Here is a 24,005-nt window from a genome sequence, read left to right on the forward strand (position 1 = left end):
CGGTCACGGTAATCCGTTCGCCGGGCCCGCGCAGCATATCCGGCGGGTCCCGTCGCCGAGCGGTTCGGTGAGCCCGGCGGCGTCGAGGTGTTCCAGCAGCGGGATCATCACCCGGCGAGTGCTGTCCAATGCCTGCCGCGCCCGCGACACGGTGAACGGTTCGCCGAGCGCGGCCAGCACTTCCGCCGCGCGGCGCGGCGCGTCCGGGCTCAGCACCACTCCGTCGGCGATCGCCCGCAACCGGCCGACGCGGACGGCGGCGGCCAATTCCCGTTTGCCCAGGCCGAGTTTCCGCAATTCGTCGGCTTCCGGCGCGCGGAACGGGTGCTCGGCGAACCGCTTTTCCAGGAGCTTGACGGCTTTTTCCACTTCGGCGGTCAAGCCCGCACCGGGTTTGCCGACGAGCCCGTCCTTGAGGACCAGGCCGTCGCTGAGGACCGCCGGGAGGAGTTCCGCGTCCGGCAGGCCGAGCCGGTGCCGGAGCGCTTCGGCCGGAATGCCCGCCGCCAGTGGATGTTCTCGGCTCCACGCAACGACCGCTTTTCCGGCCTCCGCGCGCAACCGGGCGAGGTGCGCCGGGTCCGCGTGCCAGTTGCCAAGCCGGTCGCCGACCTCCGGCAGCCCTAACGCACGGAACTCCTCGTGGCGCACGAAACCCTCGCGGCGGAGGTAATCCCAGCCTGGTTCCCGGGTGGCCAGTTCTTCGCCGCGGGCTCGCGCGGCGCCACGGCGCGCGAGCGACGGCGGCCGGACGTCCAGCACGTCGAACCCGGCCGGGATCCGGTGCTCCCCCGGGTCGCGCAGCAGTCCGCGATCGCCTGTCCGGAGCGGCAACGGGCTCGCGAGCAGGAGCCGGGCGGTATCCGGTCCGAGCGGACGGACCCGGGCCGGCACCGCCGCGGAACCGAGGTGCAGCACGAGGTTCCGGTGCAGTTCGCCCGAAGCGGCGCCGCGCAACCGGACATCGGCTTCCGTCGCCGGACGCCACGCGCCCGGGGTCAGCAGCACGTCGCCTCGTCCGACGGAATCCTTGGGCACCCCGCGCAAGTTCACCGCGATCCGAGCCACCGCGGACACGCTTTCGCGCGGTTCGCCGAGCGACTGCAGGCCCCGGATCTGCACGCTGGTCTCCCCGAGAGTCAGCTCGTCGCCGACCCGGAGCGTTCCGCCGCCGAGCGTGCCGGTGACGACGGTGCCCGCGCCCTTGATCGTGAACGCCCGGTCGATCCAGAGCCGGACATCCGCGTCCGGATCCGGCGGCGGCAACCGGCTGGCCAGTTCGGCGAGCTGCGAGCGCAGGTCTTCGAGCCCCTCGCCGGTCGTGCCGCTGACGCTCACCGCGGGCACCTCGCCGAGCGCCGTCGCCGCGATCTCCTCCAGCGCCGCCGCCGTCGCCCTCGCTGGATCGGCGCGGTCGGATTTGGTCACCGCCAGCAGGCCATGCCGGACCCCGAACGCGTCGAGTGCCGCCAGGTGTTCCGCCGATTGCGGCATCCAGCCCTCGTCGGCGGCCACGACGACCAACGCGGCCGGGACGGGACCGACGCCCGCCAGCATGTTCGGGACGAACCGCTGATGCCCGGGGACGTCCACGAAGGCGATTTCTTCTTCGCCCAGCCGGGTCCAGGCGAAGCCGAGGTCGAGGGTCAGGCCGCGGCGGCGTTCCTCGGCCCACCGGTCCGGCTCCATGCCGGTGAGCCGGCGGACGAGCGTGGATTTCCCGTGGTCGACGTGTCCGGCGGTGGCGATCACCCGCATCGGCGGACCGCCTCCCGCAGCGCCGCGTCGTCCGCCGGGGAAACCGTCCGAAGGTCGAGCAGGCACCGGTCCCGCACGATCCGGCCGACGACCGCGGGCTCGCCCAGCCGCAGCGCCTCCGCGTACCGGGCGGGCAACGCGACCGCGGCGCTGGGCAGCTCCACCCCCGGCGCGCCGCCGCCGCCCACGACCGCCGTCGAGTCCACTGCTTCGGCGGCCACCCCCGCCGACTGCAGCGACTGCGCCAGTGCCTCGGCGCGCTCGTGGAGCCCCTCCGCGAGAAGTGCCGCCCGCACGGGTGGTTCCGGTCCGCGGACGGTGGCTTCGAGCGCGGCGAGGGTCAGCTTGTCGACCCGCAGCGCGCGAGCCGCGGGATGCCGCCGCAACCGGTGCACCAGTCCGGCGTCTCCGAAGAGCAGTCCGGCCTGCGGGCCGCCGAGGAGCTTGTCGCCGCTCGCGGTGACAAGCTTCGCGCCGTCGGCCAGCGCGGTCGCGACGTCCGGTTCGTCCGGCAGCACCGGATGCGGCGCGAGCAGCCCGGACCCCACGTCGGCGACCACCGGCACGCCGAGCCCGGCCAGTTCGGCGACACTCGCCTCCGAGGCGAACCCGGTGACGCGGTAGTTCGAGGGATGGATTTTCAGCACGAATCCGGTGTCCGGCCCGATCGCCGCCGCGTAATCCGCCGCGGAAGTCCGGTTGGTGGTGCCGACTTCGCGCAACCGGGCTCCGGTCGAGACGAGCAGGTCCGGGATGCGGAAGCCGTCGCCGATCTCGACCAGTTCGCCGCGGCTGACCACGATTTCCTTGCCGGGAGCCAACGTCAGCGCGCACAGCAGCAACGCCGCCGCGTTGTTGTTGACCACGTGCACCGCCTCGGCCCTTGGCACCGCTTCCGCCAGCGCCGCCAAGGCGCCGCGACCGCGTTGGGCCCGTTCCCCGGTTTCGAGGGCGAACTCCACATCGGTTGCTCCGCCGGCGGCGACGATCGCGTCCAACGCGGCAGCGGACAGCGGCGCGCGGCCGAGGTTGGTGTGCACGAGAACGCCGGTCGCGTTGAGCACCGGGCGCAGCGACGACACCCTCGCGGGCAGCCGGGCCACCACCTCCGCGACGACTTCGCCGGGCTCGATCTCGCCCGCCCTTGCCCGCTGCTGCGCGGCCGCGACCAGCGACTTCACCAGGTCGCGGCCGAGCGTCTCGACGGCTTTCGCGATCCTCGGCTCGCCGAGCACGGCGTCGGTGCGCGGGATCGCCCGGCGCGGGTCACCCATGGCGGAGGCGGACGGGAATCGAACCCGCCAGCGGCAGGACCTGCCGCTCAACGGTGTTGAAGACCGCGCCGGTCACCAGGCCGGATACGCCTCCCTGGGGCATTCCGCCATCCTGCCAAGAGCACCGCGCCCCCGCATGATGAACAGCATGAGCGTCCGGCTGACCCAGTACGCGCACGGCGGCGGCTGCGCGTGCAAAATCCCGCCCGGCGAACTGGAATCGATCGTCCGCGGCCTCGCCGGCGCCGCCCCGCGGAATCCGCCCGGCGAACTCCTGGTCGGCCTCGACGACGGCGACGACGCGGCGGCCGTCCGCATCGCCGGGAACGTCGCGCTGATCGCGACCACGGACTTCTTCACCCCGGTCGTCGACGACCCGTACGACTGGGGCCGGATCGCCGCCGCGAACGCGCTCTCGGACGTGTACGCGATGGGCGGCGTCCCGGTGGTCGCGGTCAATCTCCTCGGCTGGCCGCGCGAGGTGCTGCCGTTCGAACTGGCCGCCGAGGTGCTGCGCGGCGGGCTGGACGTCTGCGCGGAGGCCGGCTGCCATCTGTCCGGCGGGCACAGCGTCGACGACCCGGAGCCCAAGTACGGCCTCGCGGTCACCGGCACCGCGGACCCGGATCGGTTGCTGCGCAACGATTCGGGCAAGCCGGGCACGCCGCTGACGCTGACCAAGCCGCTGGGGATCGGCGTGCTGAACTCGCGGCACAAAGCCACCGGCGAACGCTCCGAGGAGGCGATCTCCGCGATGACCGCGCTCAACCGCGCCGCGTCCGCCGCCGCGCTCGCCGCGGGCGCGGTGTGCGCGACCGACGTCACCGGGTTCGGTCTGCTCGGCCACCTGCACAAACTGGCCCGGGCGAGCGGCGTCACCGCGCGCCTGGACCCGGCGGCGGTCCCGTATCTCGAAGGCGCCCGGGAGGCGTTGCGCGCCGGGTACGTCAGCGGTGGAACCCGCCGGAACCTCGACTGGGTCCGGCCGCACGCCGACCTGTCGCGGATCTCCGAGGACGAGACCTTGCTGCTGGCGGACGCGCAGACCTCCGGCGGCTTGCTCGTGGCCGGCGAGCTCCCCGGCTACCCGGTGATCGGCGAGCTGGTTCCGCGCGCCGACCACACGATCGTCGTCGGCTGAGGTCAGGTGGTCCGTGAAGGGCTCCTTGCGGGAATCTGATTCGCTCAAGGAGTCCTTCACGGACCGTTGGCGCCGCGGATCGGGCCGGGGAAGTCGCGGCGGATTGGCCGGTCTCCGAAGTGGGTAGCCCCTGCCCGAGGTGAGACATGCGCGCTCCGACCGAGATCCTGCTGTGGTGGCTTGCCCTGACCGGGTTGTGGACCCTCACGCTCTCCACCCCGGCAGCACCGGAGCTGCTCGCCGGCGCCGGCGCGGCGGCGGTGTGCGCGCTCGCCGCCCGTTCCGCGCGCCGGGCGATGAACGGTTCGTGGCACTTCACCACCAGCTGGCTGACCTGGCTGGCCCCGCTGCCCAAGGCCGCCGTCAGCGAATCCGTCGCCGCGGTGCGCACGGTTTTCCGGCGTCCCTCCGCCGGAAAGTGCGAGACCGTCACCGTCCCCGCCGCGCCGCGCGCCGAGCACGAAGCGCGGCTCGCCGTCGCGACCGTGGTCGTCGGCTGCACTCCCGGCGCGATGGTCGTCGCGAGCCCGCCGGACCGCACGGACGTCGTGGTCCACCGGTTGCTCTCCGGTTCCGCGACCCTCGATCGGGTGACGCGATGACGTGGCTGCTCCTCGCCGCGCTGCTCCTGATGGCCGGCGGCCTCGGCACCGCGTTGTGGCTCGCCGCCCGGGGCACCGCCATCGAACGCCTCGCCGGGATGCAGTTCGCCGGCACCGTCACCGTCCTGACGCTTCTGCTGCTCGTCCAGGCGTACGGCCCGTCCAGCGCCGTCATTCTCCCCTTGACGCTGACCGTCCTCGCCTTCGCCGGAACGCTCGTCTTCGCGCGCCTTCTGGGGACCCGATGACGATCGCCGCGCAGATTCTCGTGTTCGCCGGGGTGTTCGTCGTCCTCGCCTCGGCGATCGGTTTGCTCCGCGCCGAAGACCTGCTCACGCGCCTGCACCTGCTCACCCCGGCGACCACGCTCGGCGCGCCGCTCATCGGTGTCGGCCTCGTCCTGGTCAACGGCGTCCAGCTCGGTTCGGGCGCGATCCTCGCGACGGTCGTCCTGCTGGCGGTCACCAGCCCGATCCTGCAATCGGCCACCGCCCGGCTCGAAGCTCGCCACCGCGGCGAGACCGACGAGGACCTCCCCTCGTGAGCGCCGCCGTGCTGCTGGTGGCCCTCGCGCTGGTCGCGGTGGCCGGGTACGCCGTGGTCGCGACGCACGACCCGCGCCGGCAAGCGATCACGCTCACGGTGTTTTCCCTGTGCCTGACGGTGCTTTTCGTCGTTTTCCAAGCCCCGGACGTCGCGCTGTCCGAACTCGCCGTCGGCGCGGCCGTCGTCCCGCTCCTCGTCCTGCTGACGCTCCGGAAGACGGGCAAGCGATGAGGACCCGCGACGTCGTCGGCGCCGCCGGGCTGGCCGGGGTCGCCGCGCTGTTCGCCGCCGCGTTCGCCCGCATGCCCGTGGCCGGCGCCGCCGGCCACGTCTACCGGGACCTGGTGCTGCCGATGGGGTTCCGGGAGGTCACCCCGAACCTGGTGTCGTCGGTCAACTTCGACCTCCGCGCGCTCGACACCCTCGGCGAGGAGACGATCGTCGCCGCCGCGGTCGTCGGCACGCTCGCCCTGCTGCAGCCGCCCGAGAAAGAGCCGGACACGGACGGGACCGGCTACGTCCTGCCCGCGGTGAAACTCGCCGGCTTCCTGCTGCTGCCGGTCTCGGTGCTGCTGGGCATCGACATCGTCGTGCACGGGCACCTGACGCCCGGCGGCGGTTTCCAGGGCGGCGTCGTCCTCGCCACCGGCTGGCACCTGCTCTACCTCTCCGGCAGCTACCGCGCGCTCGCCCGGCTGCGGCCGATCGACTGGTGCGAATACGCCGAGGCGACCGCCACCGGCCTGTACGTCGTGACCGGCCTGCTCGGCCTGGCCGTCGGCGGCTCGTTCCTCGCGAACGTGCTGCCGCTGGGCGAATTCGGTTCGCTGCTTTCCTCCGGGACCGTCCCGGTGCTGAGCGTGCTGATCGGCATCGAGGTCGCCGCCGGGTTCGTCGTCCTGCTGTCGCGGTTCTTCGTGCACGGGCTCGAGGAGGACAAGTGACGGGCGTGGTGTCGGCGGCTTGCTACGGCGTGGCGGCCTGGCTGTTGCTGCTCGGCTGCGCCGGGATCATGCGGAGCCGGCACCTCGTGCACACGGTGGTGTCGCTGTCGGTCGCGCAGTCCGGCACGTACGTGCTGCTGCTGGCGATCGGCTACCAGGACCAGGCCACCGCGCCGATCGTGTCGCAAGGGCAGGCACAGCCGGTGGTCGATCCGATGGTGCAGGCCATGACGCTCACCGACATCGTCGTCTCGGCGACCATCACCGCGCTCCTGCTCGCCCTCACCCTGCAGATCTCCCGCCGCCACGGCACGGTCGATCCCGACGAACTGCGTGCGCTGCGCGGCTGACCATGACGACCCTGCCCGCACTCGCCATCGCCGTCCCGCTGCTGGCTGCCTGCCTGCTGCTCGGTCTCGGCGGCAAACTCCCCCGCGTCGCGGTCGACGTGACGGCCACGGTGACCGCCGCGGCGGTGTGCGCGCTGTGCGTGGTTCTCGTGACCGCGGCGGACCACGAGCGAGTGGTCAGCTGGCTCGGGCGGCAGGGTCCGGAAGGCACGCGCTCGGTCGGCATCGTGCTCGTCGCGGACGGCATGAACACGACGTTCGCCGCGCTGGCCGCGTTCTTGACCGTCTGCGCGCTCCTCTACAGCTGGCACTACTTCGAAGCCGTCGAAGCCCGCTACCACGCGATGATGCTGCTCTTCCTGACCGGCATGATCGGGTTCCTCTTCACTGGCGACCTGTTCACCCTCTTCGTGTTCTTCGAGCTGATGAGCGGAGTCGCCTACGCGCTGACCGGGTACCGGATCGAAGAGGCGGACTCGGTGCAGGGCGCGCTGAACTTCGGCGTGGTCAATTCCCTCGGCGCGTATTTCACGCTGATGGGCATCGGCCTGCTGTATGCCCGCGGCGGCCAGCTCGGCCTCGCGCAGCTGGGCGTCGCGCTCGACGGCCGTCCGGCGGACGCGCTCGTCATCGCCGCATTCGTCCTCGTCTGCACCGGCTTGCTGGTCAAAGCCGCGACCGTGCCGTTCCACTTCTGGCTCGCCGACGCGCACGCCGTCGCTCCGACCCCGGTGTGCGTGCTGTTCTCCGGGATCATGGTCGAACTCGGCCTTTACGGCGTGCTCCGCGTCCGCACTACGGTGTTCGGCACCGTGCTCGACGACGCCACCGTCAGCCGGATCTTCCTCACCGCCGGAATCGCCAGCGCGGTGCTCGGCGCCGTGCTTTGCTTCACCCAGCGGCATCTCAAACGGTTGCTGGCCTATTCGACCATCGCCCACATTGGACTGTTCCTGTGCGGACTAGCCGCCACCGGCGGGGAAGCCACGGCCGCGTTCGTGCTCGCGGTGCTCGGGCACGCCGGAGCGAAGGGCGCGCTGTTCCTGCTGACCGGTGTGCTGAAGGACCGCTACGGCAGCGTCGACGAGGACGATCTCTTCGGCCGCGCAACGCATTCCCGGACGGAAGCGGTGCTGTTCCTGGTCGCCGCGGCCGCGCTCGCCGGACTGCCGCCGTTCGGCCTGGCGCTGGGCAAAGACGCCGCCGAACACGCGGGCCCGGAGTGGCTGCCAGTCGTCTTCGCGGTGACTTCCGCACTGACCGCCGCGGCGGTGCTGCGCGCCGGGCTGCGGGTCTACTTCGGACTCGGCAGGCCGCCCGCCGAGGATTCCCCGGACACGACGACCGGTTCCGGCGAGGAACCCGAGACCGACCGGCCGATCGAGCGCACCCCGATCCCGATGTTGGCCGCGGTCGTCGTCCTGCTCGGGTTCGCGCTGGCCGCCGGGATCGTGCCGGGGCTGCGCGACGTCGCCGCGGCCGCCGGGGCACAAGCGGTGGACCGCGCGGGCTACCTCCACGACGTCCTGCCGGCGCTGCCGCCTGCGCTCGCCGCGGCGGCGCCCGAACTGTCGTGGACCGGGCCGGGGTTGCTGTCCGCAGGGGTGACCGCCCTGCTCACCCTCGGCGCGGCGGCGCTCGCGCTGTGGTCGCGGCACCGCACGCCGAAACCGCTGCACGAAGCCCTCACGGTGCTGCACCGCGCGCATTCCGGCCAGGTCGGCGACTACGTGGCGTGGCTGCTCGCGGGCGTCGCCGTCCTCGCCGGGCTGGTCTGGCTCTGACCTGGCCGGGTTTACCCGCGCGACGGCCGGGCTACCCGCAGAGCGGCCCGTGACGCCGACCGTGAGGAGTCGCCGTGCCCGCCCGCACCGCCGACGGCCCGAAACTGCTGCCCGAAACCGAAGAGCTGGCCACCGGGAAGAACTTCGCCGCGGTCACCACGGTGCTGCCGAGCGGCCGGCTCCAGACGCAGACGATCTGGGTGCACGTCGAGCACGGCCGCCTCGTGCTCAACACCGAGACCCACCGCGCGAAGTACCGCAACGCCGAGCGAGACGACCGGATCACCGTCCTGATCCGCGACGAGCAGGACCCGTACCGCTACGCGGAGGTCCGCGGCCGCGTGACCGGCATCGAAACGGGCGAACGCGCCCGGCTGCAGGTCGACGAGCTCGCCCGCAAATACACCGGCGGCAAGTATCCGCCGGAAGCGATCAAGTCCGAGCGCGTGATCCTGCGGATCACCCCGGAGCGGCAGACGTACATCGACCAGAAGAAGGGCGTCGCCGACTGATGCGCGACACTCTCCGCCGCTATCGCCGGGCCTGCGACTTCCTGGCCGCGGCGATGATCTACCTCAAGGACAACGTCCTGCTCGCCGAGCCGCTGCGGCCCGAACACCTCAAGCCGCGCCCGCTCGGCCACTGGGGCACCTGCCCCGGGCTCACCCTGGTCTACTCCGCGTTGAACCGCCTGGTCGCCGAAACCCGGCAGCGCACCCTGCTCGTCACCGGCCCCGGCCACGGCGCCCCGGCGATCCACGCGAACCTCTGGCTCGAAGGCACGCACGCCGAGTTCGATCCGCGGCTGTCCCTCGACGGTTCCGGCCTCGCCGAACTCGTCCGCCGGTTCTCCTGGCCCGGCGGCTTTCCCAGCCACCTCTCCCCCGAGGTCCCCGGCGTCATCCACGAAGGCGGCGAACTGGGCTACGCCCTCGCCACCGCGTTCGGCGCCGCCTTCGACGACCCGGACCTGCTGGTCGCGTGCGTCATCGGCGACGGCGAGGCCGAAACCGGCCCGACCGCGGCGGCGTGGCACAGCCCGAAGTTCACCGCTCCGGGCGACGGCCGGGTGCTGCCGATCCTGCACCTCAACGGGTACAAAATCGCTTCGCCGACCGTGTACGAAGCGATGTCGGACGACGAACTCGTCGCCTACTTCACCGGTTGCGGCTGGACCCCGCTGCTCGTCGACGTCCGCGACACCGACGATCCGGACACGCCGCTGGCCGAGGCGCTCGCCCGGGCGCACCGCCAGGACTCCGGCCCGCCGCCGATGCTCGTCCTGCGCAACACCAAGGGCTTGGGCCTGCCCGCGACGTCGCCGGACGGCGTTCCGCTGGAAGGCACCTTCCACGCCCACCAGGTCCCGCTCGAACCGGACCACCTCGACGCGCTGGAACAGTGGCTGCGGTCCTACCGGCCGGAAGAGCTCTTCGACGCCGACGGGGTTCCCGCGCCGGATCTGCTCGCCGTGCCGCCGGACCCGGAGCTGCGGCTCGGCCGCGTCCCGCAGGCCAACGGCGGCCGGCTTCGCCGCGACCTGCCGCTGCCCGACGTCAGCGAATTCGCGGCCGCCGGCGCGGAGGAAAGCCCGACGGAAACGCTCGGCGGCTGGCTCGCCGAACTGGTGCGCCGCGCCCCGGACACCTTCCGCGTCGTGTGCCCGGACGAACTGCAGTCCAACAAACTCGGCGCCCTGCTCGAAGTCACCGACCGGCAGTTCGACCGCGCCGTGCCGGGCCACACCGAGCATCTCGGCCGCCGCGGCCGGGTGCTGGAAGTGCTGTCGGAGCACCTCTGCCAAGGCTGGCTGCAGGGCTACCTGCTCACCGGACGGCACGGGCTCTTCCCCTGCTACGAGGCCTTCGTGTCCATTGTGGACAGCATGGTGAACCAGTACGCCAAGTTCCTGAAGATGTCCGGAGAGGTCGGCTGGCGGGCCCCGGTGGCGAGCCTGAACTACCTGCTCACCAGCGACGGCTGGCGGCAGGAACACAACGGCTACAGCCACCAGGGCCCGGGGTTCATCAACCAGATGCTCACGAAAAAGGCGCACACCACGCGGATCTTCTTCCCGCCGGACGCCGCCACGCTGCTGGAAACCATGCACCGGTGCCTGTCCTCGACCGATTTGATCAACGTGGTGGTCGCCGGAAAGCAGCGCAGCCCGGTGTGGCTGTCTCCGGCCGAGGCCCGCGCGCACTGCCGCGCCGGGACCGCCGTCTGGCCCTGGGCAAGCCACGAGGGTTCCCCGGACGTGGTGCTGGCGTGCGCCGGGACCACGCCGACCGTCGAAACCCTCGCCGCCGTGCAACTGCTGGCCGAGGCGGCGCCGGAACTGCGGGTGCGAGTGGTGAACGTCGTCGACCTCCTCTCGCTCTGCCCGCCCGGCCGGCACCCGAACGGCCTCTCCGACGAGGCGTTCGCCGAGTGCTTCGGCCAGGACGTCCCGGTGGTCTTCGCCTTCCACGGCTACCCGTCCGCCGTGCACGAGGTACTGCACGGACGGCCGGCCACGCACCGCTTCCACGTGCACGGCTACCTCGAAGAAGGCACCACGACCACTCCGTTCGACCTGCTGGCCAGCAACCGGATGACCCGCCACGACCTGGCCGCCGACGCCGTCCGCCGAGCCCGCGGCTGGTCCTCCCTCGGCGGCGACCTGGCCCGCGACTTCCAGCGGCAGCGGGACGAACTCCTCGCCGCCGCCTACCGCGACGGCCAAGACCCCGCGGAGATCACCGGCTGGCGGTGGCAGCGATGAACGTCCTGACCGTCAATCCCGGCTCCGGCAGTCTTCGCTTGCACCTCGTGCGCACCGAAGACGAGGAGGTCCTGGGCTCGGCCTCGACGGACGACGTTGCGTCCTTTGTAGACCGACAGCCCGCGATTTCCGTGGTAGCACACCGTTTGGTGCACGGCGGCCCGGACCTCGTCCACCCCGCGAAGGCGAGCGCGAGTGTCCGCGCGAAGATCGCCGAGGCTCGCTCCCTCGCGCCGGAGCATGTGCCGAAAACCGAGGCCCTGCTGGACGAGCTGACCGAACTCCTCCCGGACGCGACGCACGTCGTCTGTCCCGACACGGCGTTCCACCAGACGCTTCCGTCGATCGCCCAGGCTTATCCGCTGCCCGCCCGCTGGCGCGCGCGATGGGAGCTGCGCCGGTACGGCTTCCACGGCTGGTCCTTCCGATGGGCGGCCCGGCGCGCCGCCGAACTCCTGAACCGGCCGTCGGGCGAGCTGAACTTGCTCATCGCGCACCTGTCCGGCGGCTGCTCGGTCTGCGCGGTGTCGCACGGACGCAGCGTCGACACGTCGATGGGCTTCACGCCGTTGGAAGGCGCGATGATGACCAAACGGTCCGGAAGCGTCGATCCCGGAATGCTGCTGTGGCTGCTGCGCGAAGGAAAGCTGACCGTCGGCGAACTGGAAGACGGCCTCTACCACTACTCCGGGCTGCTGGGGTTGTCCGGCATTTCCGACGACACCCGGGATCTGGTCCGCGACGGGTCCGTCGACGCCCGGTTCGCGCTCGCGGTCTTCGAACACCGCGTCCGCCGGGAACTGGCCGCGGCGGCCACGAGCCTGGACCGGATCGACGCCCTGGTCTTCACCGGAGACATCGGCTGGGACCAGCCCGAAACCGCCGAAGCGATCGCCGGCGGCCTCGGGGTGCTGGGCATCGCCGGCGGTCTGTCGCGGACCCGCGACCACGACGCGGTGATCAGCCCGCCCGGGGCGAAGGTGCCGGTGCTGACCCTGCGCTCCCGGGAAGAACTGGAACTCGCCCGAGCCGCGGCCGAGGCTGCCTGCTGAGCTCAGGAATGCGGGTCGAGGTCGTCGCCGAGACAGTCCGCTGACTTCACGAATGCGAATCGAGGTCGCCGCCGAGACGCCCCGCCGACCGCACCCATGCGGGTCGAGGTCGTCGCCGGAGCGATGCGCCGACCTCACACGTGCGGATCAAGCCCGCCGCCGAGACGACCCGCCGACCTCACACATGCGGATCGAGGTCGTCGCCGAGCAGCCGGCGCACCGCCGCGGCGTTCTCGTACCGCTGCTCGGGCAGCTTGCCGAGGTGCCCGAGCACGTCGTCGCCCGCACCGTTCGCGGCGGCCCGGCGAAGAAGCTCGTCGCGCTCGCACGGGTACTCGACTTCCGTCAAATACTCCCGGACGTCAGACATGGCGCTCCCTTCTTCGGGTTCTCCCTCCGAATACCCGGCCGGTCCCGGATCAATGCGCGCCGGGTCCGGAACCTTCCCGCGGATTCCCGCCCGCACCTTTTCGCGGCACAGTTTCCCGGCCGTCTTCCCGCCCGGGGAAATGCCGCGGACTCGGTGCTCGCGGAGCGGCGGTTCCCGGCGCGGTGCCGTGGCGCATTGTCTCCCGCGACCAGCCACAGTGGACTCCTGTTATGGTCTGCGGTGACCACGTCCCGTTTCCAGGAGGAGCAGCCGCGATGGCACAGAAAGTCCTCGTCGAGATGATCGACGACCTCGACGGGTCCGAAGCCGGGCAGACCGTCCCCTTCGGACTCGACGGCGTCCAGTACGAAATCGATCTGTCCGACGAAAACGCCGCCTCCCTGCGCGAGGAGCTCGCGCCGTTCATCGCCGCCGCGCGCCGGACCGGCGGACGCAAGACGACCGTGCGCGCCGCGGCCGCTCCGACTGCCGAGGAACGGGAACGCTCCAAGGCGATCCGCACCTGGGCCCTCGACAACAACTGGGCCATCGCCGAACGCGGCCGCATCCCGCGCGAGGTGATCGAGGCCTACGAGGAAAGCCTCAAGCAGGAGGCGAAACCGCGCAAGCGCACCGCGAAAAAGCGCGCCGGGAAATAAGCTCCCGGTCTCGGCAGGGCCCGGATCGGGCATTTCCCGGGAAAGCCGGACGAGGCGGTCGCTCCCCCGCCGGAGTTTCGGTGCCGACACGAAGAAAACCGCCCAGCCGGCGGCGAATGCCTCCGGCCGGGCGGTCCTTTTTCCCGCGGGAGGAGGCAGGAATACGCCGCTGGCAGCGGAAACCCGCTACAGTGGCCCGGAAGACTTCTCGAGGGGGCGACGATGGAGTTTCAGGAAGTCGTGCGGCGCAGGCGGATGGTGCGCAAGTTCACCGGCGAACCCGTGTCCGAGGACAGCGTCCGCCGGATCATGCGCAACGCGCTGCGCGGTCCGTCCGCTGGGTTCTCCCAGGGCCAGGCGTTCCTCGTCCTGCAGGGCGACGACGTGCGACGGTTCGCCGACACGCTCGAATCCTGGACGGTGAGCGAGGACACCAAGGCCGCACCGGTGATCGTCGTCCCGTTTTCGGTGAAAGACGCCTACCTCGACCGCTACGCCGAGCCGGACAAGGGCTGGACCGACCGCAGCGAGGACCACTGGCCGGTGCCGTTCTGGCACATCGACACCGGAATGGCCGTCCTGCTGATCCTGCAGACCGCGGTCGACGAAGGGCTCGGCGCGGTGTATTTCGGCATCGGCAGGGAAGACTTCGACCGGCTGCGCACCGAGTTCGGCGTGCCCGCCACCCACGAACCGATCGGCGCGATCGCCATCGGCCACGACGCCGACGCCCCGATCTCGGCCGGCGCCTCCCCGGCTACCCGCCGCCGGAAGCCGTGGAACGAATCTGTCCATTTCGGGCAGTGGTAGCGACAACCGCCCGTCAGCGCCGGGCCCAGAAGCCGAGGGCCGACAATCGGCCCGGTTACTGAGCCGCACACGCCGCGTTTGGGCGAGCCATTCAGGCCGCCCCGCCACGACGCTCCCCGGATGCCAAGATCTCAGCCAGAGCCTCCCCGGCCACCCGCCGCCGGAAGCCATGGAACGAAACTGTCTACTTCGGGAAGTGGCAGGAACACCGCCCGGGAGAGCCCATCGACGCTGGGCCTGGCAGCCGGCGCGGACGACGATCGGCCCGGCGACCGGTCGCTTAGCCGCACGACCCCACGTTTGACCGGGCCACCACGCTGCGCCGTCAGACCGGCCCGCCACGGCGCTCCCCAGACGCCAAGATCTCAGCCAGAGCCTCCCCGGCCACCCGCCGCCGGAAGCCATGGAACGAAACTGTCTACTTCGGGAAGTGGTAGGAACAGCCGACCGGGAAAGCCCGTTGGCACCGGGCCTGAAAGCCGAGGCGGTCAGTCCCTCCCCGGCCACCCAGCATCGGAAGCCGTGGAACGAAGCGGCTCATTTCGGGCACTGGTAGCAACAACTGACCGGGAAAGGCCCATCGGCACCGGGTCCGAAGCCGAGGCGGACGACCATCGGCCCGGTCAACTGTCACTGAGCCGCACGAAGCCGCCTTTGGCCGGGCCACCTCGTGCGCCGTTCTGGCCAACCCGCCGCGGCGTTCCCCGGAGGCCGCGAACCACCTCAGCCGTCGTCGCGGACACCCCGGGCGCGAGTTGATCTTTCCGGTACGGGAGCACGGTTCCGCGCGGGCGAGCCGCGGCCGGACCGGACGGTGCCGCGCCTTCCCTGGCGAAACCCGCGACCGGATCAGCCGGAGGAAGCTCGGGTCGGCCGCCGGGCTCCGGAGTCGCCAGCCCGGTGCACGGTGACTCGATGTGCGGCTCCGGCGGCGTCAGCGGTGACGACCGCCGGTCATGCGCACTCACCACTTGACTCCCCGGAGCAAGTGTCCGGGAAAATTCAGCCAACACGAAAATATTTCGGGACCGATAGGGGAGCTCCGGAGAGCGCCATAATTCCAGCCCCAGCCCGCCGTTTCGCCGCGGCGGTACATCCGGGGCGAAAACAACCGTTTCGCCCGGAAGGGCCCCGCGAGCTTCACGGCGGCGACTCCTGCGGAAAAACCAGCGGAGCAACCCAACCTCTGCCGAACAGCGCAACGAAACCATCCGTCTGCCACCCAGGTCACCTCAATGGCACAAAACCGGGAGTCGAGTCGGATTTTCCCTCGAAAGTGCCATCAATCCCGCGAAACAGCACTTGCACATTACAATTCGAGGACCAAGGTAACTCGACACCCCTCCGCGAACGGTCGATCCGAGGCCGGGAACCCCTCCGCGCAGCGACCACAGACCACTCTTCGTGCCACGGATTTCACCCCACCGGACCAGTTCCGCGCGCACCAACCGGGGAATCCAGGCCCCGAAAGAGGGGAAATCCTGGTACCATCGCCCGTGCGGAGGATCGGTTTGCGATAAATGCACGACGACGACCGGACTTCCCCGGAAACCTTCACCGGACCGTCCCGGATCCGTCGACCACCGCCACTGGCCGTGGAAAAACAGAGGGCATTCACACAATTAACACCATTTGCCAGATTAATGCTCGTTCACGTGGTCTAGACCTCAATCCCGACACCTGTCGCATTTGTCAATCGCTACGCGCATCGAACAGGTCACGAAATTGTCAAGACCGACGTCCGTAGGTTACGCCGGCGTTACATATACCGATCATTAGGCAGATGGATCTCACCGAGTACCCGACCGCCCGACCCGGTCCGGCACCCGACACCCAGGAAGCATTCGCCCAGGTGATGGCCGACGTCACCGGGGCCGAAACCGTGTCGCCCGACAGCAACTTCTTCGCCGATCTCGGGGCCAACTCGCTCGTGCTGGCACAGTTCTGCGCGCGAGTGCGCAAACGCGCCGACCTGCCCTCCGTCTCGATCAAGGACATTTACCGGAACCCGACCGTCGCCAGTCTCGTCGCCGCGTTGTCCGGGACGGAGGAACTCCCGGCCGAAGACCCGGGGCCCGCGCCCGCGGAGCCGGCGAAGAGGGCGAGCCGGCTCGAATACCTCGGTTGCGGAATCCTGCAGCTGGCGGTCTTCCTGGCGTATTCCTACCTCGTGGCCCGGGTGCTCGGCGTGGGCACCGGCTGGATCGTGGCCGGCAGCGGCGTGCTCGACTCCTATCTGCGCGCGGTCGGTTTCGGAGCGATGGTGCTGGCCATTCTGTGCACCCTCCCGATCGCCCTCAAATGGCTCCTCGTCGGCCGCTGGAAACCGGCGGAAATCCGCGTCTGGAGCCTCGGGTACGTGCGATTCTGGCTGGTGAAGACCCTCGTGCAGCGGAACCTGCTGGTCCCGCTGTTCGCCGGTTCCCCGCTCTACTCGCTGTACCTGCGCGCGCTGGGCGCGAAGATCGGCAAGGGCGTCGCCGTCTTCTCGCGCTACGTCCCGGTGTGCACCGACCTGCTCACCATCGGGGAAGGCACGGTGGTCTGCAAGGACACCTACTTCACCACCTACCGCGCGCAGAACGGGCTCATCCGGACCGGGCCGGTCGTGCTCGGCGCGCACGCTTACGTCGGGGAGATGTCCGTCCTCGACATCGAGACCCGGATCGGCGACCGCGCCCAGCTCGGACACGCCTCGTCCCTGCACGCCGGGCAGGCGATTCCGCCAGGGCAGAGCTGGCACGGCGTGCCCGCGGTTCCCGCCGACGTGCACTACCGGCGGGTCGAGCCCCGCGCCTGCGGCAGTGTCCGGCGGGCATTATTCGCCGTGCGCCAAGCGCTGACCGCGGTCTTCTTCCTGGCCCCGCTGGTGCTCGGCCTGTTCAGCTTCGTGCTGCTCACGCTGCCGAACCTCAGCCCGGCGCTGGGACTCGGCTCGGCCGTCCTCGACTTCGCCAACCCGAAGTTCTACTGGAAAGCCCTCGTCGTCTCCCTCATCCTGTACTTCGGCCTGCGGCTCGCCGGATTCCTGATCGTCGTCCTGGTGCCGCGGCTGCTCAACCTCGCGCTCAAACCCGGCGAGGTCTACCGGCTCTACACGCTGCGCTACACCGCGCACCGTGCCATCCGGATGCTCACGAACCCGCGGTTCTTCAAGACCCTCCTCGGCGACAGCTCGGCCATCGTGCACTTCCTGCGCGCGCTGGGCTGCCAGGTCTCCAAGAAGGAACAGACCGGATCCAATTTCGGGCTCGAGGAGAAATACGAGAACCCGTATCTGTTCGAGGCCGGCGCGGGCACGATGGTCGCCGACGGCCTCTCCGTCGTCAACGCCGAGTACACCAGCACGTCCTTCCGGCTTTCCCGGGTGCGGGTCGGGGCGCGGAACTTCCTCGGCAACCACGTCGTCTACCCGGCCGGCGCGAGGACCGGGGACAACTGCCTGCTCGCCACCAAGGTCCTGGTGCCGCTCGACGGCCCGGTGCGCGAGGGCGTCGGGCTGCTCGGCTTCCCCAGCTTCGAGATCCCGCGCTCGGTGGAGCGCGACAGCCAGTTCGACCACCCGAAGACGCCGGAGGAATTCCGGCGCAGGCTGGCCGCCAAGACGCGGCACAACGCCGGGGGCATGCTGCTGTACGCGCTGTCGCAATGGCTGTTCTTCTACGGGCTGCTGCTCATGACCTGGGCCTCGGACGTCTACTACGACCTGATCGGCCCCTCGCTGTTCGCGATCGACACGCTGGCGTTTCTGCTGTACGGCATCGGCTATTTCGCCGTCGTCGAACGGCTCACGGTGTTCGTCCGACCGTTGCGCCCGGTCTCGTGCTCGATTTACGACCGCCGATTCTGGCGCCAGGAACGGTTCTGGAAAGCCGCGGCGACCAACGCGCACCTGCGCGCGCTCGACGGCACCCCGTTCAAGAGCGTGCTGTGGCGGCTGCTGGGCGTCCGGGTCGGCAAGCGGCTGTTCGACGACGGCGCGGGCATCATCGAGAAGACGTTGGTACGCATCGGAAACGACGTCACGCTCAACGTCGGGTCCGTCGTCCAGTGCCATTCGCAGGAGGACGGCGGGTTCAAATTGGACCGCATCTCGATCGGCAACGGGTGCACTGTCGGCACCGCGGCACTGGTGCATTACGGCGTGACGATGGGCGACGGTTCGACGCTTGCCCCCGATTCCTTCCTCATGAAGGGCACTGAAGTCCCGGACGGCGCGCACTGGGGCGGAAACCCCGCGCACGAGATCCGGGCGGGCCGCCGCCAGCCGGCGGGGAAATCGTGACGGACGACCGACAACCACGGGAAGGAAAGCCCATGAGAACCGGACTGGGAGCGGTTCGCGAGCATTGGCGCGAAGCACTCACCGTCGGCGGCCGAACCAGCGTTCCGCGCTGGACGCTGGAGGCCGGCTCCGGGATCGGCGACCACGAAACGCCGGTACCCCGGGGAAGCGCGGCCGCGCTGCGGCAGCTGGCCGGCCAGCTGCGCGTGCCGCTCAGCTCGGTGCTGCTCGCCGCGCACGCCAAGGTGCTCGCCGCGTTGTCCGGCGAGACCGAGGTGTGCACCGGCTGGGTCGCCGAACCGGGCGGAGCGCCGCTGCCCTGCCGGCTCGGCACCGGGGCGGCCACCTGGCGCGAACTGATCGAGCACGCCGCGGACATCGACGCCCGGACCCGAGCCTTCCGGGACTTCCCGGTCGCCGAACTGCGCGGCGAACTAGGCGTCCCCGCCCCGCCGTTCGAGACGGTCCTCGACCCGACCGGCACCGCCGGGGACCTCGACGGGGACACCGTGCTGCGGCTGGACGCCTCCCCGGACCTGGAGTGGCTCCGGCTGCGCTTCCGCACCGAGGTGCTGGATTCCGAAGCCGCCGAACGCATCCTCGGCTACCACCTGAACGCGCTCACGCTGATCCGCACCGACGTCGACGCTCCGCATCGCGAAACGACTCTCCTGTCGGCCGAGGAACTCAAGCTGCAGCTGGAAGGACTCGCCGGGCCGCACGTGGAAGTGCCGGACCTGCGCTGCCACGAATTGTTCGAGCGCAGCGTCGCCCGCAACCCGGACGCGATCGCCGCGGTGCACGGCGACCGGCGCTGGACGTACCGGGAACTCAACGGGCGCGCCAACCGGCTAGCTCGGGCGCTGGTCGCGCGCGGGCTGCGCCGCGAGAGCGTCGTCGCGGTGGTCACCGCACGCAATCTGGACTGGATGGCCGCCGTGCTCGCCGTGTTCAAGGCGGGCGGCGTCTACCTGCCGATCGAGCCGCATTTCCCGACCGACCGCATCGCGACCACCCTGCGCCGGGCCGGCTGCGAACTCGTGCTGACCGAGCCGGGCAGCACGAAGACGCTGCGCAAGGCCGTCGAATCGCTGCCCGGCGTGCGCACCTTGTTCGTGGACGCCGCGTACGAGGAGGCCCATTCCGAAGACGACCTCGGCATCGCCGTCGACTCCGGCCAGCTCGCCTACATCTACTTCACCTCCGGCTCCACCGGCGAGCCGAAGGGCGCGATGTGCGAGCACGCCGGGATGGTCAACCACCTCTGCGCCAAGATCAACGACCTCGGCATCACCGAGGAGTCGGTGGTGGCGCAGGTCGCGCCGCAGTGCTTCGACATCTCGTTGTGGCAGCTGGTTTCCGCCCTGCTGGTCGGCGGGACCACACTGCTGATCGAGCAGGACGTGATCCTGGACGCCGACCGGTTCGTGGCCGAACTCGCCGCCGGCGGGGTTTCGGTGCTGCAGGTGGTGCCCTCCTACCTCGAGGTCGTGCTGTCCGCGATGGACCGGAACCCGGTCGCGCTGCCGGGCCTGCGCTGCGTGTCGGTGACCGGCGAGGCGCTCAAGACCGAGCTGGCGCAGCGCTGGTTCGCCACGATGCCGGACGTCAAGCTGGTCAACGCCTACGGCCTCACCGAAACCTCGGACGACACCAATCACGAGGTGATGGACCGCGCACCCGAGCGGGAACGGGTGCCGCTCGGGCCGCCGGTGCAGAACGTGCGCGTGTACGTCGTGGACGAGCGGCTCGAGCCGGTCCCGCTCGGCGCGCCGGGCGAGATCGTGTTCTCCGGGGTGTGCGTCGGCCGCGGCTACGTCAACGACCCGGAACGCACCGCGCGGGCGTTCACCGCCGACCCGCACCGGCCGGACTCCCAGCTCTACCGCAGCGGCGACCACGGCCGCTGGCTTCCCGAGGGCAAGCTGGAATTCCTCGGCAGACGCGATTCGCAGGTCAAGATCCGCGGTTTCCGGATCGAGATCGGCGAAATCGAGAACACGCTGCTGCGGGTGCCCGGCGTGCGCGACGGTGCGGTGGTCGTGGCCGACCGCGGCGAGCAGGGCAAGCGGCTGGTCGCGTTCTATGCGAGCCCGGAGCAGCTCGACCCCGAGCTGATGCGGGAGCACCTCGCCGCCGCGCTGCCGGAGTACCTGCTGCCCTCGGCGTTTCACTGGCGGGCGCAGCTTCCGTTGACCGCCAACGGAAAAATCGACAAGAAGCACCTGACCGCGCTGGCCGTCGAACTCGACGCCGCCGAAGAGGACTACGCCGAACCGGTCACCGCAACCGAGAAGCGGCTCGCCGGGGCCTGGGCGCAGGTCCTCGGCGTGCGGGACGGCCGGATCGGCCGCCGGGACCATTTCTTCGACCGGGGCGGCACGTCGCTGTCCGCGGTGAAGCTGGCGATCGCGCTCGACCGCGCGGTCTCGATCAAGGACGTCGCCCGGCACCCCGTGCTCGCCGATCTGGCCGCGCTGATCGACCGCCGGTCCGGCTCCTGAACCCGTGAACCTCGTGAACCGCGGAAATCGAAAGGATTCCCCGATGTCGATGTCCACATCCCTGCCGAAGACGTCCCCGCCCGAGCCGGATTTCCGTCCCGGGCTGCCCGCGGTGCTGCGGGCCGAGCCGGCCGGCGACCCGGCGGGCTGGGCGAGCACGCACCGGGAGCCGGTGCGAAGACTCGTCGCCGAATACGGCGCGGTGCTCGTCCGCGGTCTCGGGCTCGCCGAACGGGCCGAGGTCGAGGCCGTGTTCGGAAGGCTGACCGACCTGCTGATCACCGAGCGGGAGGCCTTCGCGCCGCGGACGGCCTACCCCGGCGGAGTGCATTCCTCGACGGAATGGCCGCCGAACCAGCCGATGTGCATGCACCACGAGCTCAGCTACACCCTCGAATTCCCCGGCCTGCTGCTCTTCGCCTGCGTCCGCCCGCCGGACTCCGGCGGCGTCACCGGCGTCAGCGATTCCGCCGCCGTGCTGGCCTCGCTGCCCGCCGGCCTGCGCGCGCGGTTCGAACGCGACGGCTGGCTGCTCACCCGCAGCTTCAACGACGAGATCGGGGCTTCGGTCGCCGAAGCGTTCGGCACCGACGACCGATCGGCGATCGAGGCGTACTGCCGCGTCAACCGGATCGAGTTCGCCTGGCAGCCCGACGGCGGCCTGCGCACCCGGCAGCGCCGCCGGGCGATCGTCGGGCATCCGGTCACCGGGCAGCCCTGCTGGTTCAACCAGATCGCGTTCCTCAACGAGTGGACGATGGCCCCCGAGGTGCGCGAATACCTGGTCGACGTCTACGGGGCCGACGGGCTTCCGTTCACCACGCGTTTCGGCAACGGCGACCCGATCGGCGAGGACGTCGTGCACTTGCTCAACGAGATCTACGAGGAGCACACCGTGCGCGAACCGTGGCAGGCCGGAGACCTGCTGCTGGTCGACAACGTCCGCACCGCGCACAGCCGGGACGCCTACGAAGGCCCGCGCGAGGTGCTCGTCGGCTTGGCCGACCCGGTGCGGCTTTCCGACTGCTCGCTCGCTTCCGAGGGGGAAATCCAGTGACCACGCAAGCTTCCGCCGCCGAATCCGCGTCCGCCGAACCGGCGGCCGCCCCGCCGTTCGCGGTGATCTCCGGCGCGCAGGTGCAGCAGGCGCTGTCCGGGCGCGAACGCGAGATCGTCGACCTCGTCGAAACCGCCTACCGAGTGCACGGCTCCGGCGATTCGGTCAACCCGCCCTCCTATTTCCTGCGCTTCCCCGACCGTCCGGCCGACCGGATCATCGCCCTGCCCGCCTCCCTCGGCGGGAAGACGAACGTCGCGGGACTGAAGTGGATCTCCAGCTTCCCGGGCAACGTCGCCGCCGGGATCCCGAGGGCGTCGGCGGTGCTGATCCTGAACGACCTCGCCACTGGATATCCCTTCGCCTGCCTGGAAAGCTCCATCATCAGCGCGACCCGGACGGCCGCGTCCGCCGCGCTCGCCGCCGACTGGCTCAGCCGGACCCGGGAGCGGCCGCGGCGCGCCGGGTTCTTCGGCGTCGGCCTGATCGCCCGCTACATCCACGCTTTCCTCGCCGGGACCGGATGGGAATTCGACAAGATCAACGTGCACGACGTGCGCCCGGACAGCGCCGCCGGGTTCCGCGGGTATCTGGAGCAATCCGGATTCCGCGGCGAAATCAGCGTGCACGAGACCGCCGAGGGCCTGATCCGCGACAGCGATCTGGTGGTCTTCGCGACGATCGCCGGCGAACCGCACGTGCACGATCCCTCGTGGTTCTCGCACAATCCACTGGTACTGCACGTGTCCTTGCGCGATCTGGCACCGGAAGTCCTGCTGGCATCGGCGAACATCGTCGACGACGTGGACCACTGCCTCAAGGCCGACACCTCGCCGCATCTCGTCGAACAGCGCACCGGCAACCGGGATTTCCTGCTCGGCACGCTGGCCGACGTGCTGTCCGGCCGGGTGCACCCGCCCGCCGGCCAGCCGTTGATCTTCTCCCCGTTCGGGCTCGGCGTCCTCGACCTCGCGGTCGGGGCGTTCGTCCACGAGAGAGTGGCCGACGCCGGCGGACTGCACGTCATCGAGGACTTCTTCCACGAACTGCGCCGGTATGGCTGAGCGCCGTCCGCCACTGAGCTTTGCCTGACGAGGAGAAAACCGTGCCAGTCATCACCGTTCCCGAAGCTTTCAACGAGGAGGCGCTGTATGTCGACCTCCGCTGGAGTTTCGGCTATTCGCTCTACCTGAAATGCGAGGGATTCAACTTCGCCGGCTCCATCAAGCTGAAAGCCGCGACGGAAATGGTCGACGCGGCCGAACGCGACGGCCTGCTGCGGCCGGGTTCGATCATCGTCGAGTCGTCGTCGGGCAACCTCGGCGTCGCGCTGAGCATGATCGCGGCCAGCCGCGGGTACAAGTTCCTGTGCGTCACCGATTCCCGCTGCAACCTGGCGACGCGCCGGGCCATCGAGGCGCTCGGCAACGAGGTGCACATCATCACCGAACCCACCCCCGAGGGCGGTTTCCTCGGGGCGCGCATCGACCACGTGCGCGCGCTGTGCGCCTCCGACGACCGCTACGTGTGGCTCAACCAGTACGCCAACCCGGACAACTGGGGAGCGCATTTCCACCGCACCGGACCGGAAATCGCCGCCGCGTTCCCGGATCTCGACGTGCTGTTCGTCGGCGCGGGCACCACTGGCACCCTGATGGGCTGCGCGCGGTTCTTCCGGCAGTGGCGCCGGCCGGTCCGGATCGTCGCGATCGACAGCGTCGGCTCGGTGACCTTCGGCGGCCCGGCCGGCAGGCGGATGCTGCCCGGGCTGGGCACGAGCGTGCGCCCGGCGATCCTCGACGAGTCCTGTGTGGACGACGTGGTTCTGGTGGAGGAACCGGATTCGGTCCGGGCGTGCCACCGGCTGGCGCGCAACGGATTCCTGTTCGGCGGTTCGACCGGCACGGTGGTCAGCGGGGCCACCAGGTGGCTGTCCGAACACGACGCGCACCGCCTGACCGCGGTGGCCATCGCCCCGGACCTCGGCGAGCGCTACCTCGACACGATCTACCAGACCAACTGGCTGCAGGGCATCTACGGCGAGGACGTGCTTTCGCCGCGGACCCGGCAGTCGGTCTGATCCGCGCGGGCGGCGCACCGGCATT

The 24,005-nt window shown here is 70.5% G+C and carries 21 protein-coding genes and 1 tRNA gene; 18 read left to right on the plus strand and 4 right to left on the minus strand.

Annotated elements, in window-relative coordinates; genetic code table 11:
• Positions 1-3: 3 nt before the first annotated feature.
• The 3 genes from selB to L942_RS07290 all read right to left on the minus strand — a co-directional run bounded on the left by selB (position 4) and on the right by L942_RS07290 (position 3,126).
• A complete protein-coding gene (selB, locus tag L942_RS07280) occupies positions 4-1,758 on the minus strand; it encodes a selenocysteine-specific translation elongation factor (protein ID WP_037356660.1) in 1,755 nt (584 codons plus the stop codon).
• Positions 1,749-3,032 carry an L-seryl-tRNA(Sec) selenium transferase gene (selA, locus tag L942_RS07285; RefSeq protein WP_037356663.1) on the minus strand — a complete coding sequence of 428 codons (1,284 nt, stop codon included), beginning with the start codon at positions 3,030-3,032 and terminating at the stop codon, positions 1,749-1,751. Before selA ends, selB begins: the two co-directional genes overlap by 10 nt.
• Positions 3,032-3,126, minus strand: a tRNA-Sec gene (locus L942_RS07290). The genes selA and L942_RS07290 overlap by 1 nt, the downstream gene beginning before the upstream one ends.
• Before the next feature lie 54 nt (positions 3,127-3,180).
• Here L942_RS07290 and selD point away from each other — a divergent pair.
• The 11 genes from selD to L942_RS07345 all read left to right on the plus strand — a co-directional run bounded on the left by selD (position 3,181) and on the right by L942_RS07345 (position 12,215).
• Positions 3,181-4,173: a selenide, water dikinase SelD gene (selD, locus tag L942_RS07295; RefSeq protein WP_037356665.1), complete on the plus strand. Its 993-nt coding sequence runs from the start codon at positions 3,181-3,183 to the stop codon at positions 4,171-4,173.
• A 146-nt stretch (positions 4,174-4,319) separates the two neighbouring features.
• Positions 4,320-4,775, plus strand: a complete 456-nt coding sequence (locus tag L942_RS07300) for a Na+/H+ antiporter subunit E (RefSeq protein ID WP_037356667.1) — start codon at positions 4,320-4,322, stop codon at positions 4,773-4,775.
• Complete coding sequence (locus L942_RS07305) at positions 4,772-5,023, plus strand: monovalent cation/H+ antiporter complex subunit F (protein ID WP_037356679.1); 252 nt, start codon at positions 4,772-4,774, stop codon at positions 5,021-5,023. Before L942_RS07300 ends, L942_RS07305 begins: the two co-directional genes overlap by 4 nt.
• The gene (locus tag L942_RS07310; protein WP_037356693.1) at positions 5,020-5,319 is read left to right on the plus strand and encodes a cation:proton antiporter; all 300 of its coding nucleotides are present in this window, start codon (positions 5,020-5,022) and stop codon (positions 5,317-5,319) included. Before L942_RS07305 ends, L942_RS07310 begins: the two co-directional genes overlap by 4 nt.
• Entirely contained in the window at positions 5,316-5,552 is a 237-nt protein-coding gene (locus L942_RS07315; RefSeq protein ID WP_037356696.1) for a Na(+)/H(+) antiporter subunit B, read from the plus strand. Before L942_RS07310 ends, L942_RS07315 begins: the two co-directional genes overlap by 4 nt.
• Positions 5,549-6,265 carry an MnhB domain-containing protein gene (locus tag L942_RS07320; protein WP_037356699.1) on the plus strand — a complete coding sequence of 239 codons (717 nt, stop codon included), beginning with the start codon at positions 5,549-5,551 and terminating at the stop codon, positions 6,263-6,265. Before L942_RS07315 ends, L942_RS07320 begins: the two co-directional genes overlap by 4 nt.
• The gene (locus L942_RS07325) at positions 6,262-6,615 is read left to right on the plus strand and encodes an NADH-quinone oxidoreductase subunit K (protein WP_078870357.1); all 354 of its coding nucleotides are present in this window, start codon (positions 6,262-6,264) and stop codon (positions 6,613-6,615) included. The genes L942_RS07320 and L942_RS07325 overlap by 4 nt, the downstream gene beginning before the upstream one ends.
• 2 nt (positions 6,616-6,617) lie before the next feature.
• Positions 6,618-8,399, plus strand: coding sequence for a complex I subunit 5 family protein (locus L942_RS07330; RefSeq protein WP_037356701.1), 1,782 nt, complete (start codon positions 6,618-6,620; stop codon positions 8,397-8,399).
• Between the two features lie 74 nt (positions 8,400-8,473).
• On the plus strand, positions 8,474-8,911 hold the full coding sequence (locus L942_RS07335) for a PPOX class F420-dependent oxidoreductase (RefSeq protein ID WP_037356702.1): 438 nt from the start codon (positions 8,474-8,476) through the stop codon (positions 8,909-8,911).
• Positions 8,911-11,163 carry a phosphoketolase family protein gene (locus L942_RS07340; RefSeq protein WP_037356704.1) on the plus strand — a complete coding sequence of 751 codons (2,253 nt, stop codon included), beginning with the start codon at positions 8,911-8,913 and terminating at the stop codon, positions 11,161-11,163. The genes L942_RS07335 and L942_RS07340 overlap by 1 nt, the downstream gene beginning before the upstream one ends.
• Positions 11,160-12,215, plus strand: coding sequence for an acetate/propionate family kinase (locus L942_RS07345; RefSeq protein WP_326929321.1), 1,056 nt, complete (start codon positions 11,160-11,162; stop codon positions 12,213-12,215). The genes L942_RS07340 and L942_RS07345 overlap by 4 nt, the downstream gene beginning before the upstream one ends.
• Positions 12,216-12,393: 178 nt before the next feature.
• Here L942_RS07345 and L942_RS07350 read toward each other — a convergent pair whose 3' ends face one another.
• Entirely contained in the window at positions 12,394-12,585 is a 192-nt protein-coding gene (locus L942_RS07350) for a DUF2795 domain-containing protein (RefSeq protein WP_037356708.1), read from the minus strand.
• 275 nt (positions 12,586-12,860) lie between these two features.
• Here L942_RS07350 and L942_RS07355 point away from each other — a divergent pair, with 275 nt between their 5' ends.
• The 7 genes from L942_RS07355 (at position 12,861) to sbnA (ending at position 23,980) form a co-directional block, all read left to right on the plus strand.
• On the plus strand, positions 12,861-13,244 hold the full coding sequence (locus L942_RS07355) for a histone-like nucleoid-structuring protein Lsr2 (RefSeq protein WP_037356710.1): 384 nt from the start codon (positions 12,861-12,863) through the stop codon (positions 13,242-13,244).
• A 222-nt stretch (positions 13,245-13,466) separates the two neighbouring features.
• Positions 13,467-14,054, plus strand: a complete 588-nt coding sequence (locus L942_RS07360; protein ID WP_037356712.1) for a nitroreductase family protein — start codon at positions 13,467-13,469, stop codon at positions 14,052-14,054.
• A 1,783-nt stretch (positions 14,055-15,837) separates the two neighbouring features.
• The gene (locus L942_RS07365; RefSeq protein ID WP_037356714.1) at positions 15,838-18,339 is read left to right on the plus strand and encodes a Pls/PosA family non-ribosomal peptide synthetase; all 2,502 of its coding nucleotides are present in this window, start codon (positions 15,838-15,840) and stop codon (positions 18,337-18,339) included.
• A 32-nt stretch (positions 18,340-18,371) separates the two neighbouring features.
• A complete protein-coding gene (locus L942_RS07370; protein ID WP_037356716.1) occupies positions 18,372-20,843 on the plus strand; it encodes a non-ribosomal peptide synthetase in 2,472 nt (823 codons plus the stop codon).
• A 49-nt stretch (positions 20,844-20,892) separates the two neighbouring features.
• Positions 20,893-21,900, plus strand: a complete 1,008-nt coding sequence (locus tag L942_RS07375; RefSeq protein ID WP_037356801.1) for a TauD/TfdA family dioxygenase — start codon at positions 20,893-20,895, stop codon at positions 21,898-21,900.
• The gene (gene sbnB, locus L942_RS07380) at positions 21,897-22,964 is read left to right on the plus strand and encodes a 2,3-diaminopropionate biosynthesis protein SbnB (RefSeq protein ID WP_037356718.1); all 1,068 of its coding nucleotides are present in this window, start codon (positions 21,897-21,899) and stop codon (positions 22,962-22,964) included. Before L942_RS07375 ends, sbnB begins: the two co-directional genes overlap by 4 nt.
• A 41-nt stretch (positions 22,965-23,005) precedes the next feature.
• A complete protein-coding gene (sbnA, locus tag L942_RS07385; protein ID WP_037356720.1) occupies positions 23,006-23,980 on the plus strand; it encodes a 2,3-diaminopropionate biosynthesis protein SbnA in 975 nt (324 codons plus the stop codon).
• Positions 23,981-24,005 lie beyond the last annotated feature (25 nt).

The sequence above is a fragment of the Amycolatopsis orientalis DSM 43388 genome, assembly GCF_000411975.1.
Classification (GTDB): Bacteria; Actinomycetota; Actinomycetes; order Mycobacteriales; family Pseudonocardiaceae; genus Amycolatopsis; species Amycolatopsis orientalis_D.